The organism is Flavobacterium frigidum, assembly GCF_048286735.1.
Taxonomy (GTDB): domain Bacteria; phylum Bacteroidota; class Bacteroidia; order Flavobacteriales; family Flavobacteriaceae; genus Flavobacterium.
In genome coordinates this window covers 62,461-76,664 of sequence record NZ_JBLVPU010000011.1, presented here as the reverse complement: position 1 = coordinate 76,664, position 14,204 = coordinate 62,461, and the positions used below count along the sequence as shown (strand labels likewise).

15 protein-coding genes are annotated in these 14,204 nt (G+C 32.3%); 6 read left to right on the top strand and 9 right to left on the bottom strand.

The annotated features are described in order from the left end of the window. Positions 1 to 11 precede the first annotated feature (11 nt). The 5 genes from ACNQGO_RS08435 to ACNQGO_RS08415 form a co-directional block, all read right to left on the bottom strand. Positions 12 to 386, bottom strand: a complete 375-nt coding sequence (locus ACNQGO_RS08435) for a GxxExxY protein (RefSeq protein WP_417984988.1) — start codon at positions 384 to 386, stop codon at positions 12 to 14. 43 nt (positions 387 to 429) lie between these two features. Then, entirely contained in the window at positions 430 to 993 is a 564-nt protein-coding gene (locus tag ACNQGO_RS08430; protein ID WP_417943768.1) for an L-threonylcarbamoyladenylate synthase, read from the bottom strand. After that, entirely contained in the window at positions 990 to 1,814 is an 825-nt protein-coding gene (locus tag ACNQGO_RS08425; protein ID WP_417984987.1) for a glycosyltransferase family A protein, read from the bottom strand. Before ACNQGO_RS08425 ends, ACNQGO_RS08430 begins: the two co-directional genes overlap by 4 nt. A 100-nt stretch (positions 1,815 to 1,914) precedes the next feature. Next, positions 1,915 to 2,847 (bottom strand): glycosyltransferase family 2 protein, encoded by a 933-nt coding sequence (locus ACNQGO_RS08420; RefSeq protein ID WP_417984986.1) that lies wholly within the window; start codon positions 2,845 to 2,847, stop codon positions 1,915 to 1,917. A gap of 24 nt (positions 2,848 to 2,871) precedes the next feature. Continuing rightward, entirely contained in the window at positions 2,872 to 3,651 is a 780-nt protein-coding gene (locus ACNQGO_RS08415) for a glycosyltransferase family 2 protein (RefSeq protein ID WP_417984985.1), read from the bottom strand. Between the two features lie 51 nt (positions 3,652 to 3,702). On the opposite strand from ACNQGO_RS08415, the gene ACNQGO_RS08410 reads away from it, so the two are divergent. After that, entirely contained in the window at positions 3,703 to 4,413 is a 711-nt protein-coding gene (locus tag ACNQGO_RS08410; RefSeq protein ID WP_417984984.1) for a polysaccharide deacetylase family protein, read from the top strand. Here the strand turns inward: ACNQGO_RS08410 and ACNQGO_RS08405 are convergent. Further along, a complete protein-coding gene (locus ACNQGO_RS08405) occupies positions 4,405 to 5,142 on the bottom strand; it encodes a glycosyltransferase family 2 protein (RefSeq protein ID WP_417948137.1) in 738 nt (245 codons plus the stop codon). The genes ACNQGO_RS08410 and ACNQGO_RS08405 overlap by 9 nt on opposite strands. 54 nt (positions 5,143 to 5,196) lie before the next feature. On the opposite strand from ACNQGO_RS08405, the gene ACNQGO_RS08400 reads away from it, so the two are divergent. Continuing rightward, the gene (locus ACNQGO_RS08400) at positions 5,197 to 6,015 is read left to right on the top strand and encodes a glycosyltransferase family 2 protein (RefSeq protein ID WP_417984983.1); all 819 of its coding nucleotides are present in this window, start codon (positions 5,197 to 5,199) and stop codon (positions 6,013 to 6,015) included. 29 nt (positions 6,016 to 6,044) lie between these two features. On the opposite strand, the gene ACNQGO_RS08395 is transcribed toward ACNQGO_RS08400, so the two are convergent. Then, on the bottom strand, positions 6,045 to 7,106 hold the full coding sequence (locus tag ACNQGO_RS08395) for a glycosyltransferase family 9 protein (RefSeq protein ID WP_417984982.1): 1,062 nt from the start codon (positions 7,104 to 7,106) through the stop codon (positions 6,045 to 6,047). A 64-nt stretch (positions 7,107 to 7,170) separates the two neighbouring features. On the opposite strand from ACNQGO_RS08395, the gene ACNQGO_RS08390 reads away from it, so the two are divergent. After that, positions 7,171 to 7,926 (top strand): lipopolysaccharide kinase InaA family protein, encoded by a 756-nt coding sequence (locus tag ACNQGO_RS08390; RefSeq protein ID WP_417984981.1) that lies wholly within the window; start codon positions 7,171 to 7,173, stop codon positions 7,924 to 7,926. Positions 7,927 to 7,972: 46 nt separating this feature from the next. On the opposite strand, the gene ACNQGO_RS08385 is transcribed toward ACNQGO_RS08390, so the two are convergent. Next, positions 7,973 to 8,788: a 2,3,4,5-tetrahydropyridine-2,6-dicarboxylate N-succinyltransferase gene (locus ACNQGO_RS08385; protein WP_417979067.1), complete on the bottom strand. Its 816-nt coding sequence runs from the start codon at positions 8,786 to 8,788 to the stop codon at positions 7,973 to 7,975. Between the two features lie 296 nt (positions 8,789 to 9,084). Between ACNQGO_RS08385 and ACNQGO_RS08380 the strand changes: the two genes are divergently transcribed. From ACNQGO_RS08380 to ACNQGO_RS08370, 3 genes are all read left to right on the top strand, one after another. Next, positions 9,085 to 9,672 (top strand): hypothetical protein, encoded by a 588-nt coding sequence (locus ACNQGO_RS08380; RefSeq protein ID WP_417943778.1) that lies wholly within the window; start codon positions 9,085 to 9,087, stop codon positions 9,670 to 9,672. A 68-nt stretch (positions 9,673 to 9,740) separates the two neighbouring features. Beyond that, a complete protein-coding gene (gene ruvX / locus ACNQGO_RS08375) occupies positions 9,741 to 10,157 on the top strand; it encodes a Holliday junction resolvase RuvX (protein WP_309759683.1) in 417 nt (138 codons plus the stop codon). Between the two features lie 119 nt (positions 10,158 to 10,276). Further along, a complete protein-coding gene (locus ACNQGO_RS08370) occupies positions 10,277 to 11,773 on the top strand; it encodes a malate:quinone oxidoreductase (RefSeq protein WP_417984980.1) in 1,497 nt (498 codons plus the stop codon). Positions 11,774 to 11,832: 59 nt separating this feature from the next. Here the strand turns inward: ACNQGO_RS08370 and ACNQGO_RS08365 are convergent, their stop codons facing one another. After that, positions 11,833 to 14,049 carry an FUSC family protein gene (locus ACNQGO_RS08365; protein WP_417984979.1) on the bottom strand — a complete coding sequence of 739 codons (2,217 nt, stop codon included), beginning with the start codon at positions 14,047 to 14,049 and terminating at the stop codon, positions 11,833 to 11,835. Positions 14,050 to 14,204: the final 155 nt, after the last annotated feature.

Here is a 14,204-nt window from a genome sequence, read left to right as displayed (position 1 = left end):
TTTTTCAACGATTATTTGATTATTCTTTTGTATTCAAGTGAGGTCTTATTGAAATTGACCAAAATTGCAAGCCTATGACCTGAAACATGCAAATAATTTAGACATTGAGAAATATGCTTTTCATGTAATGAATCAGTAGATTTTATTTCAAGTATGATTTTGTCTAAAACAACAAAATCGGCATAGAATTTATGATTTAAAATTATGTCTTTGCAATGAACTAAATATTCTTTTTCTCTTTCAAAAGAAATTTTGTTTTTCTTTAATTCATATTCGAATGCATCTTTGTAAACAATTTCAGAAAATCCTTTTCCAAGGTTTTTATGCACCTCAATCAGGGCTCCAATAATTTTATAAGTATCTTCTTCGTATAAATAGTTTGACATTTATAATAAAATTTATTTAAATCAGTGAATCTGTGGCTAATTTTTATTTCCGAATAATTTTAACCTGACTATCTGAACTCAATTTTATAATCGTAGAAGGTTTTCCTCCAATTTTTTCACGATGCAAATTTACAACATAGTCCACACCTTTTATAATTTCGGGACTGATATCTTTAAATGCAATGGGCGTTGGTTTTCCAGAGATATTTGCCGATGTTGAGACTAATGGTTTTTTCATTTTTTCCATTAATTTAAAGCAAAAAGGTTCCTTGACAATCCGAATTCCAAGAGATTTATCTGCTGATATGATATTTGGAGCTACATTTCTAGGATTATCTAAAATTAGAGTGGTTGGGTTTTCAGATAAATCAATGATTTGCCAAGCCACTTCTGGGATATCTTTAAAAACATTGTACATCATTTTTTCGCCATTCATCAAGACTATCATGCTTTGGGTTTCGGCTCTTTGTTTCAGTTTGTAGATCTTGGCCACCGCCTCAGCATTTGTGGCATCACAACCAATTCCCCAAACGGTATCTGTCGGGTATAAAATAATTCCGCCTTCTTTTATTATTTCGTAAGCATTGTGTACTTCTGTGTTGATCATTTGTTTGATTTGTTCCTTAATTTATAAAATAGTTTTCTGTACCAAACATTGTAGTATTTCTTTTTATACTTTCCGTTGCTATCTTTTGACTGCAAAAGCGTTTCGATATCATAACCGTTTGCAGCAAAAAAAGAGTAGTTTTTGTTGTAAATGTATATGGTTGATTGTTGTCCTAGGTTTTTACTGTTGTCCGTAATAGAGCTTTTATCGAATCTTTTTCTGTAAAAGAACAGTGGTTGATCGATTTTATATACGCCTCCCACTTCTTGAATGATTCGGATCCATAGGTCCCAATCTTCTGTATATCCTAAGTTTTCATCAAAACCACCTACCTTTTTAAATACTTCGTTTCGTATCACAGCTGAAATTGGAATACAATTGGCTTCTAAAAAACTTGGAATACTAAAATCGGGTAGGTTCCACTTTCCTTTTTTTGCGCCAAAATATTCACCTTTGGTATAAACTATATTTAGATTTTTATCACGTTCTAAATTTGCAATACAGGAATCGATGTAAGTTGGAGCCACGAGATCATCCGCATCCAAGAACATCAAGTAGGTGCCTGTTGCAATCTGAGCACCATTGTTTCTTGATTTTGATGGTCCTGCGTTCACTTGATTAATCAAAGTAATGTTAATAATTTTTTTACTTTCAATATAACTATTAATTACTTTTTCGCTGTTGTCAGTTGATCCATCATTTACGATAATCATTTCTATGGATGAGTACACTTGTTTCATGACAGATTCGATTGTTTCGATAATCGTATTGTCGTTATTAAAGCAAGGGATTACTATTGATATTTTTGGGAATGATTTCATTGTTGTGTGACCAATTGTTTCTTAAATAATTTATTTTTTTACTGGATATGATTTTCTTATTTCTTTAGATTTTTGCTACAAGTAATTGCACATTAAAATTTTAAAACAATTCAATGTTTTGTAATTTCTGCTTAATTTTTAACGATTTAGACAAAGGCGCTCCAACTATTAATACTTTAAATAAAGCCCAATATCTTGGTTTGAAAAAACTCTTAAAAAAATATTGAATTTGGAGATGTGTTATTAAAAATTTATAGCTCAAATAATTCGAGTGCTTTCTCAGCACATATAACATCGAAATTTTCAATTCAATTTTAATATGAATAGAAGGTGTTGTACTAGCACCGTGGTAATGTATGTATCTTGCCTCGGGAATCAAAAAACAACTTTTATTAATTTTTTCTAGTCTTCTGCACAAATCTGTTTCTTCATAATATAGAAAAATAGCAGTGTCAAATCCTCCAGCTAAATTAAAATCGGCAGTATTAACCATCATAAAGCTTCCTTGTACATAGTTGACTTTTGTAGGTGTAAGGTATTCAGCTTTTCTTTTGGGATACTTTTTGGGGTTAATTTTTTCTAGAAAATCTCTACCAAATAATTCTTTGGTTAGCGATGTAAAATGGTCAAATGCTTGCATTCTTTTGCCAACTTCCTTAAAGGATTGCCCGCCAACAATTGCTACTGATGTATCGTTTTTAAGTGCGTTCCATAAAATGCTCAAACAATCGTTTAAAAAAACGGTATCATTGTTTATAAAAGCTAGATGGTTCGCCGATGCGTAATGAACTGCCAACATATTCCCTGCTCCAAAACCTGTATTTATTTTACTTCGTACAAGTTGTAAATTTGGCCAAGTAAGCGTATCACAAAAGTGTTTTAGTTTTAAAAAATCTTCCTTTTTAGAGCAATTATCAACAACAATAATTTGAAAATTGATAACGTCTGATGTATTTTTAATAATGCTTTCTATACATTCTTGTGTAAGTCTACTGGAGTTGTAGTTGATTATTATCGCTGCAATTTCAAACATTTTTTTGTTTATTAATTTAATTGATTAGTCTATTTTTCGATACATAAGCCATAGTAATAAATAGCGTTTAAGCACGGCGAAAGAATGTAAATAGGCTAAAATAAACCCTTCTTTCCCATATAGAAATCCTAATTTCACAATATAGTTTTTTATAAAAAAAACTATTGGGCGAAGGAAGAAATGATATGCATTAGGTCTTACTTTTTTTTGATAAAGTTCTTGTGCCTCTAGCTTACTAAACAAATTTAGTTTCTCATTATAGGTGTCAAAATTTTTGTAAGCGTAATGATTACTATGATTTTTTAAAACATCGGTTTTTCCTTGTGTAATAAGTTTTTCGTGTACTAAACTTTCGTTATAATGGCACGATTGCTTATTAAAAATCCGAATCGATTTTTTGGGGTTACAACCTCCAAATTTCATCTGTTTTCCCATAAAATGGAAATTACTTTTCACATAATATGCTGAAAAATTATTTCCAGAGCTAATTGTCATTTGAATTTCTTCAGCAAGTTCTGGAGTGACATTCTCATCTAAATCAAAAAAGAGAACCCAGTCGTTATTCGATTGCTGTAGTGCAAAGTTACGTTGTGTTGCAAAATCATCAAAAGTTCTTTGAATTACGGTAACTCCAAGTTCTTTTGCAAGGGCTGTTGTCGCATCAGTGCTGTAGCCGTCAATAAAGATAATTTCGTCAGCAAAAGAGAAACTTTGAACATATTTTTTTACGTTCTCTTCTTCATTTAAAGTGATTGCCAATACAGTTATTTTTGGTGTCAAATTATTTTCTTTAAGATGAGACATGAACGGGGCAAATGTAATAAATTTACAATTGTATTTTTACAAAAAAAGCAAATGGCGCAATTACCGATTTTAATGTATCATAATGTTTCCCAAAAGGAATTAGAAAGTAATGGTCTTACCATTTCTATTCAAAAATTAGAGAATCAATTTCGCTATCTGATGGAGAATAATTTCGTTTCCTTTCATCTTTCAGAATTAGAATCGCTGTCAACCATTCCGCCAAAAAGTATAGTGTTAACTTTTGATGATGTGACTGAAAATCAGCTTTTTTATGCTTATCCTTTACTCGAAAAATACAATTTGAAAGCTACTTTCTTCATTCCATTTCAATATATTGGCAAATCTGATTTATGGAACCAAGGAAAAGAAAAAATCATGTCAGTTCAAGACCTAAAAAGCCTTAGTCCTAGAATAGAGTTTGGTCTTCATTCTTATGCTCATGGCAAATACGATTCAATGTCAGCAGCTGAAATTAATGAAGATTTTGAAAAATGTTTTCAGATTATCGAACAAAATGATCTGAAAGTATACCATACACTAGCTTATCCTTACGGTAATTTTCCAAAAAAGAATCCAAAAAATGCAAGTTTCAAAACTATTTTAGAAAACAACAATATCAAAATGGGATTACGAATTGGAAATAAAGTCAATAAATTTCCGTTTAAAAATAGGTATGAAATTATGAGAATTGATGTGAAAGGTGAGGACAGCTTATTGCAATTTAAATTAAAATTACGCTTTGGAAAACTGAAATTATTTTAAACCTTTTTCGATTAAAATTATTTTTGCATAACGAGAAAAAACGCCATAAGCATTGACGCTTGCTAGAGCCAAACCTGGAATCCCATCCATAAAACCTCTTTTTAAAATATAGGAGGAAAAAAAGCGATAGAAAGGTTTGAATATCAGATGAAAGTAGGTTGCTTTTTTCCCCTTATCAAAAGATGTGTTTGCTTGAAACCAAGCATAAGAATCTTTTTTCTGTAATAAATTTGCTAATCCTTTGTAGGTGTAATGAATCATGAAATTTTTCAGTATTCCAATACTTCCTTCTACGTGTAATTTTTCATGAACATCTCCTGTGAAATAAATGTTTTGGTTTTTTACCAGACGAACAACTTTGTCTACTTTGTGGTATAAAAAACGATTCATATAAAAATGGGGAAAACAAATTTTATAACCAGCATGTTTGCCCTCCTTGATTACGGATAGAATTTCTAGCTTGAGCTTTTGAGTTACACGTTCATCACCATCCAAAAATAATATCCAATCTCCCGTTGCTGATGAGATGGCATGATTTTTTTGATTCGAAAAGTTGTCAAATTTACGTTCAAGCAAAGTACAGCCTAAAGCGATTACTTTTTCCCTTGTACCATCCGTACTGAAAGAATCAATTACAATAATTTGATCAGCAAAATCGATTGATTTTATGGCGTCTTCAATGTAGTTAATCTCATTATAGGTAGGAATTATGACCGAAAGTGTACTCATTATTTCTTTTTAAGAAAAACAAAATTAACAAATTTGCGTTACCTTTGCAGCATTATGCAGAAGAATATTTCAGTAATTATAAGCACATACAATTCGACCGAATGGCTTAAAAAAGTAATTTGGGGATACAATACGCAAACCTATCGCAATTTTGAAATGGTCATAGCTGACGATGGTTCTCGAAAGGATACCTTCGATTTGATTGAAGAATTGAAAAAAGAAGTTTTTTATCCCATCATTCATGTTTGGCATGAAGACAATGGTTTTCAGAAATCTCAAATTTTAAATAAAGCAATTGTAGCTTCTACCACAGATTATATTATGATGTCTGATGGCGATTGCATTCCACGTCCAGATTTTGTTGAACAACATATAAAATTTAGAGAAGAAGGCTATTTTCTATCTGGTGGTTATCATAAATTACCCTTACAATTATCTAAGGATATTAGTAAATCTGATATTTATGCTGATTTGTGTTTTGATGTTTCTTGGTTAAGAAAACATGGAATGAAATCTTCATTTAAAAACAATAAAATTAATGCTACAGGTTTAAAAAGTAGTATTCTAAATTTTTCGACCCCTACAACTCCAAGTTGGAATGGGCACAACGCATCAGGTTGGAAAAAAGATATTCTCGCTATTAATGGTTTTGATGAACGAATGCAATACGGCGGACAAGACAGAGAATTAGGGGAACGATTAGTAAATTATGGCATTAAGCCAAAGCAGATAAGGTACAGTACAGTTTGTTTGCATCTCGATCATCCTCGTGGATATGCCACTGAAGAATCGATAAATAAGAACAGAAACATTCGTAAAGAAACAAAAGTGGAAAAGAAAAAATGGACTGATTTTGGTGTCCGAAAAAAATAAAAAAAGCAACTCTTGGAGTTGCTTTTTTGCTATAAATTATTTTTTAAAAAGAGGTCTAATTCTGGTAGAACTAACTCTGGTGTAAGTTGCTGGTATAATGCATCAGGATTTTTCTCGATTTTCTTTCGTTCTTCAAAAGTAAACTCATCAAATAGGTTTGGTTTTATTTCGAGTAAATGAACTGAATGATGAAATTTTCCGTCCTCGAAACTTGCCCAATGATCTTTATTGACATAAGGTGAGAAAATGGTAAAAGTAGGTTTATTCAATGCTTTGGCAATATGTACCGTTCCTCCTTCATTGGCTACTAAAACATCGCATTTATCCATGATTTTGATAAAATCACGTATGTTTTTAGCTTTAATATCAAAAATGATATCCGCCTTATTTTGGCAAAGATTGTAAATTTTTTGTGCTTCTTCTTTTTGGTTAGGCGCATAGTTAAACATTATAGCTACATCATAGTTTGCGGCTATAAAATCAACCATTTCTGCAACATATTCGTAGGGCATAGATTTTTGGGGTGTACTTCCTAATATACCTACTACAACTACTTTTTTATTTGAATGCAACTCTAAGTTAGCTTCATTTTTCTCGTTATCAGTTAAAAATATTTTAGGTTCATAATCTATAGGCTCATAATTACCCGATTGGTTTAACAAATGAATCCGATCTTCGATAGCCTTACCACAAATTTTTGTTTTCTCCTTCGAAATAGCTACAGGATGAGTATAATAGCCCCAGTTCCCTAGTTTTTTTCTGCTTTTATGACCAATAGTTTGTTTGGCTCCAGAAAATTTACAGATTAGTTTACTCTGTGTTTTGGAGTAGGGATCAAAAATGATATCATATTTTTCGTTTCTGATTTGGCGAATTAATCGAAATAAAACGGGTATTTTCTTAAGCTCTTTATCATTAATTGAGATAATTTTATCAATATTTGGATTGTTTAGGATTACACCATGGGTAAAATCGTATGCCAAAAAATGAACCGTACTGTTTGGGTATTTTGCCTTAAAGTTATTTGCTATTACGGAACTAATCAAAACATCGCCAATGCGCTTATTTTGTATGATTAAAACTTTTTTCATAAAATTATTTCTAGGTACAAAGTACTATTTTTTATACTTTTAAACCAAATTTAAATAAAACATAGTGCAAGTTATTCTTCATCCCGATTTTAAAAATCAGAAAAATTCTATTCTTCAATTAGTTGCGACTTTTTTTAATGAAGGAGATTTAATTGTAAAAGGTGCAAGAAACACAATAAAATCCAACGATTTGGAAGGTAAAAGAGTTAACATTAAATATTTTGCCAAACCAAATCTTTTTAAATCAATTATTTATTCTTTTTTTAGGAGCACAAAAGCAAAACGTTCTTTTGATTATGCTAATTATTTATTAGTACATAATATCGCCACTCCTGCTCCGATTGCTTATGTTGAAAATCGAAATCGCTTCGGTTTTTTATCAGAAAGTTATTATATATGTGACCAAGTCGAATATGATTTTACAATCAGAGAATTGATACACAATCCCTTATTTCCCGACCGTAAAAATATTTTAGAGCAGTTCACAGAATTTACCTTCAGGATGCATGAAGCCAGTATTAATTTTTTAGATCATTCTCCCGGTAATACTTTGATTGTAAAGAAAAGTGAAGGGAAATATGATTTTTATTTAGTTGATTTAAACCGAATGAAATTTGAAAATCTGTCCATTGAAGCACGAATGGATAATTTTAAGAAAATGTGGTTGTCTAAAACAATGGTAAAAATAGTGGCTAGTACTTATTCAAAATTAAGCCAACACCCTGAAGAAAAATTGCATAAAATACTTTTAAAAACAACAACCTCATTCAAGCGAAAAATTACTAAAAAGAAATACTTGAAAAGAAAAATAGGCAAATAAAAAAGTCCCAATTTTTAATTGAGACTTTTAATATATTAATACCAAATTAAACCGCTACGTCATATTCTCGAAGCGCATTATTCAAGGAAGTTTTTAAATCAGTTGATGGTTTGCGTGTACCAATAATTAATGCGCAGGGTACTTGAAAATCTCCAGCTGGAAAAGATTTGGTATAACTCCCTGGTATCACAACTGAACGTGCAGGAACATATCCTTTCATTTCAACTGGTGTTTCACCGGTTACATCAATAATTTTTGTTGAGGCTGTTAAACAAACATTGGCACCTAGAACGGCTTCTTTACCCACATGAACACCTTCAACAACGATACAACGAGATCCAATAAAAGCACCATCTTCAATAATTACTGGAGCAGCTTGTAAAGGTTCAAGAACACCACCGATACCAACACCACCACTTAAGTGTACATTTTTACCGATTTGAGCACAGCTTCCTACAGTTGCCCATGTGTCTACCATAGTTCCTTCGTCAACATATGCTCCAATATTTACATAGCTAGGCATCAAAATCACACCGCTTGAAATGTAAGCTCCGTAACGCGCAACAGCGTTTGGAACAACCCGAATTCCTTTCTCGGCATAGCCTCTCTTTAATAACATTTTATCGTGGTATTCAAAAATTCCAGATTCCCATGTTTCCATTTTTTGAATAGGGAAGTACATAACGACCGCTTTCTTAACCCATTCATTTACTTGCCATCCTTCGCCGACTGGCTCCGCAACACGTAATTTCCCGGTGTCTAATAATTCGATAACTTCTCTGATAGCATCAGTTGTTGTCGTTTCTTGCAACAAAGCACGGTTTTCCCAAGCTTGTTCTATAATTGTTTGTAATGGATTCATTATTTGATAGATTTTTGGCAAAGATAAGATTTTTAGCTAAAAGCAAAAACGCAAAAGTGATTGAAAATGTTATATATTTCTAAATTATCGAAGGCATTCGAATAGAATTTCGGACCAGCATTAAAACCCAAACTTTATAATTATAGAGTTCGGTCATTTAGGATGAATTATATTTAGTTTAAAAAGATTTATAGTAATGAAAATGAACTAAAATCTTAAATAGAATAAAATTTGTAAAGTAATTTTGATGTTTTGGCATTGTATGTGTTACTACCTTTTTTAAAAAAGTTATATTTATGAAAAAAATTATACTAATTGGAATTCTACTATTTATTTTTCAAAGTTGTGGTCTTTATTCTTCAAATGGCATCTATAGACAAACAGATACTATTAAAAACACCATTATAGTCTCTTATAAACAACGGTATTTCATCAAAAACAACCGTGAAATCTATTATGTAAATAATGATTTTGTTCTAGAAAAAAAGAAAGAATCTGATACATTTAGTTCTTTTTTTAATTTTTTTACAATTCAAGATTTCGGTAAAATAGACAGCTTGGTTTATGTAAAGATAAATGATAGAATTTACTGTAAAACGATCAAAAATTATAGTCAAAGTATAAATACAGAAACTAAAACTGAAACCGAGTCTATTAAAGACAATGAGGATAAAAAAGTCGAAATTGTTACAGGTTTCCAAAGTGATTCTCGTTTACTGCATCAATTTGAATTGAATTATAATGAAGAGGAGCTGCTAGAATTTAAAAATATTAATACACTTAGTTTTCAGTTTTATAAAAATAAAAAGCCAATCTTGATTGATGTTAACACTTCTGAAATTGTTAAAATAAGAAATATTTTTAACCAAAAATTATCTAATTAAATAATAACTTTATCTTAGCATTTTAATCAGTTAACCTTTATTTTAGTACTAAGTTTTTATATTGTAATATGCCAAGAATTCTCTCCATAGATTACGGACAAAAACGAACCGGAATAGCCGTTACTGATGAAATGCAAATTATAGCTTCAGGACTAACAACCATTCCTTCTCCAACCGCGATTGCTTTTTTGAAAGATTATTTTGCCAAAGAAAAAGTAGAAGCAGTACTTATTGGAGAACCCAAACAAATGAACGGAGAACCATCCGAAAGTGCTTCTATCATAAAAGGATTTGTAACCCATTTTTCGAACCATTTTCCTGAGATGAAAGTCATTCGCGTTGATGAGCGCTTTACTTCAAAAATGGCTTTCCAAACGATGATCGATAGTGGCCTCAGTAAAAAAAAGCGTCAAGATAAAGGACTTATTGACGAAATTTCAGCAACCATAATGTTGCAAGATTATTTGAATCGAAAGCCTTTTTAGAATCTAATTGTTATCCATTTGGTTCTGCTGAGCTTACATTACAATTCCTTACTTTTTAACAATAAATTGTTATACTTTTTTTACAGATATAAAGTATCTTTGCGCCTTAAATTTTTGTTATGTCTGATACAACCATTCGTTCGCAAAGTGATGTAGTTTTGATAGGTGCTGGAATTATGAGCGCCACTCTTGGCTTAATCCTAAAAGAGTTACAACCAGATATTAAAATTGAAATATACGAAAGATTAGACATGGCCGCTGCCGAGAGTTCTGATGCATGGAATAATGCTGGAACCGGTCATTCTGCTTTTTGTGAACTCAATTATACTCCAGAAGGGTATGATGGTAGTATTGATCCCAAAAAAGCGATCAGTATTGCTGAATCTTTTGAAGTTTCAAGACAATTTTGGGCCTACTTAGTACAGCAAAATAAAGTTACCGCACCTGAAAATTTTATCAAAAGTATTCCGCACCTTAGTTTTGTTTGGGGCGAAAAAAATGTCGATTATCTTAAAAAACGTTTTGAAGTTTTGCAGGCAAATCCACTTTTCAAACAGATGGTTTTCAGTACAGATTTCAATCAATTAAAAGAATGGATGCCTCTCGTTATGGAAGGTAGATCTGAAACAGATAGAGTAGCAGCGACCTCAATGACAATTGGAACTGATGTGAATTTTGGTGAGCTAACCCGAAATATATTTACTTATTTGGCCAATTTAGAAGGTGTAACGATGCATTTTAATTGCGAAGTTCAAAAGCTGAAACAGGGTGAAGATAAATTGTGGCGTATAAAAATCACTGATTTGGCAACTGGAATAAAAAGAAAGGCATATACCAAATTCGTATTTATTGGTGCAGGTGGTGGTTCTTTACCTTTGTTAGAGAAAGCCAATGTTCCAGAAGGAAAAGGCTATGGAGGTTTTCCGGTAAGTGGGCAATGGTTAAAATGTACAAATCCTGACGTTATCGCCAAACACAAAGTAAAAGTGTATGGAAAAGCAAGTGTTGGTGCTCCGCCAATGTCAGTTCCACATATCGATTCCAGAATGATAAATGGAGAAAAACAGTTGTTATTTGGACCTTTTGCAGGTTTTTCTACTCGCTTTCTAAAAAATGGTTCCTATTCTGATTTGCCTTTATCTATAAAGCCAGATAACATTATCCCGATGATTGCTGCGGGTATAAAGAATATCCCGCTTACTAAATATTTGATAGATCAAGTGCGTCAGTCGCCTAAGGATCGTATCAATGCTTTACGCGAATATGTGCCTGGTGCAAGATCCAAAGATTGGGTATTAGAAAGAGCTGGTCAACGCGTACAAGTAATAAAAAAGGATGAAAAAGAAGGCGGTATATTAGAGTTTGGCACAGAAGTGATTACCACTGCTGACGGCTCTTTATCGGTTTTGTTGGGTGCTTCTCCTGGTGCATCAACAGCTGTATCTATTATGTTGGACTTAATTACAAGGTGTTTTAAGGATGAAATTGAAACTCCTGAATGGCAGGAAAAATTAAAACTCATGATTCCATCATACGGACAGACTTTAAATGATAATCCTGCTTTATTAGATGAAATAAGACAAAATACGGCTACCGTTTTAAAACTAAACAATTAGAGATTCAATACTAATTTACAGGCGCTGAATAATAGATGTATCTATTTTCAGCGCTTTTTTTATGAAGTTTTTAATAATATTTTGATGTTTTTTACAATGTTTTCTGAGAGGTTCGTCAGCCACATCAACTGCTCTATCACTAATTGAGCTTCTTGCATTTTTAATTGAAACGCCTCTTCATCAATTGCAATTCCCTGCTTCAATTCCTTTTCACGAATATTTTTTAGTTCTGTAAATCGGATTTCCAAGTCTTCCATTAAAATATTTTCTTGAAGCTTCGTGTTATTTTCATTCAAAAGAAAAATGGCATTGTCAAGTTTTTTAATAGCAGTATCAACAACTACATTAAATGCTTCAGAGGCTGTTGTCGTTTTGTGTGATTGGATGTAAGTTCCCAATGACGCTAAAGACGAAAGTAACGAATGATTTAAAACAGCCAGTTTGTAAACTAGTGGCAATTGTTTTTGCTTCGATTTGGGTTCTTGTGTCATACGTTGAAAAGAAGCCATTAAATTACCTATTTCAATAAAGGCATTCTTGCGAGCCAAACGGTAGGAAGTCGAAATACTTCCTTTTTTATTATAAAAAGTAGCTATCTCTTGAAGATAAATTTGATTGGCTTTGATTGCTTTTTCTAGATGTATTCGCACATTTAGAAATTCCCAGGAAGGCCATAAAAAATGGTTTGCAACAAATGCCAAAACTGCTCCGATCACTGTGTCCAGAATTCGATACTGCACTAAATCACTAATATTTGGTGTAATGATTCCATAAATAAATACAACATACATGGTGACAAATGTGGCACTTATTTTGTAATTGACTTGCGTAAAATAAAATCCCAATAGCATGCAAGCAATAGAAAAAACACCAATAATGCTCTTATCGTCTACAAGGTAAAGGATTCCAAATGCGAGTATGCCTCCCAACACAGTGCCAATTAAACGATGAAAAGATCGCTTTTTCGTCAAGCCATAACCCGGTCTCATGATTACAATTATGGTCAATAATATCCAATATTCATTGTGGAATGATACAAATTTACCAATAATAAACCCCGTCATTAAGGTTATGGTTAATCGCATGGAATATCTAAAAATCGTAGATGAAAAACTAAGATTTTGGGTTAAAGTACTTAATGGATAGTATTGCGGATTGAGGAATTTTTCAAGATCCTTGTCAATTCCTTTCCAATCATGTGCGCTAAAACTAGGAGAGAACGCACGCTCTACAATTTTAATCTTTTCTACTTGTTTTTCAGCATATTGTAGCATTGTTGTCAACATAAAAACGCCTTCGGAAGCATTTTGTTTCCCTAATTCATTTTCATAAGCTGCTATTGAAAGTTGTAAGGCATGCATATCATGCAACAAAGTAGACTTATAAATGTATGTCGTGCTTTTTTTGACACTTTTTGATAATTGTTTTAGACTAGTCGCAAGTGAATAGGCTAAGTTTTGATAGGAGCGCAACACTTTCGGATGGTCATCGAATTTTTGATGTAACGTATTATGATCAAATGCTGTAGATAAAGCCAATTCTAAAATCTCTACCAATGAGATAAAAACAAGTAGCATTTTTCGGTTTTGATTGGAAGATCCTGAAGTACCTTGTCCGCTGACTAAAACTTCTCTTATGCTTTGATGTATGGTATTAAGCTCTACTTGAAGATGTAGTTGCTTCTCGATAATAGCTTTTCTATCGGCAGTTACAGTCCATAAATCGCCTCGAAGTTTTAAATATTTAGCGGTAAGTTTTATACAATCAGCAATCTGTAATTCAACATAGCGATGCGGTCTTAGATACTGAAAAATAATCGAAATAAGTAAATAGAACAGCCCACCTGAAAGAATTAAACCTGAGTGTATGACCATTGACCAACCCGTGCTGATACTCGCAAATGCTAATGAAACGGCAATCAAACAGGAAAATGAAACCATGTTGGCTCTTTGCCCATATACCGACAGCATGGCAATAATGAAGATTAACACCGCTAAAAAAGGATAAAAAATAAAGGGAAAAGGATAAATGAGATTAACTAGTAAATGGAGTCCCGCTACTAAAAAAGAAGTAACTAAAATGCCTTTTATTTTATGTTGAATACTACTAGGAATATCACTTGGATATGCAAAAATTGCGCCTAGAGCCATAGCAAAACCCATTTGAAAATTACCATAGAAAGTGAATAATAGAACAGGGATAACTGCCGCTAATGTAACTTTTAAAGCACTAGTAAAATTGGTGCTGTCGATAATTTTTTGGATTTTGTAAAACATATAATGATATTGGTACAAAGATAAGGTTTGTACGAACGATGCAAAGGATCTGTTACGCTCTTTTTGCTTAAATTTTAAATATTAGCTAATAATTAACAGAGGTTCACGCAATGTCTAATTTTTTACTATTTTTGCACACTGAATTAATGGGATCT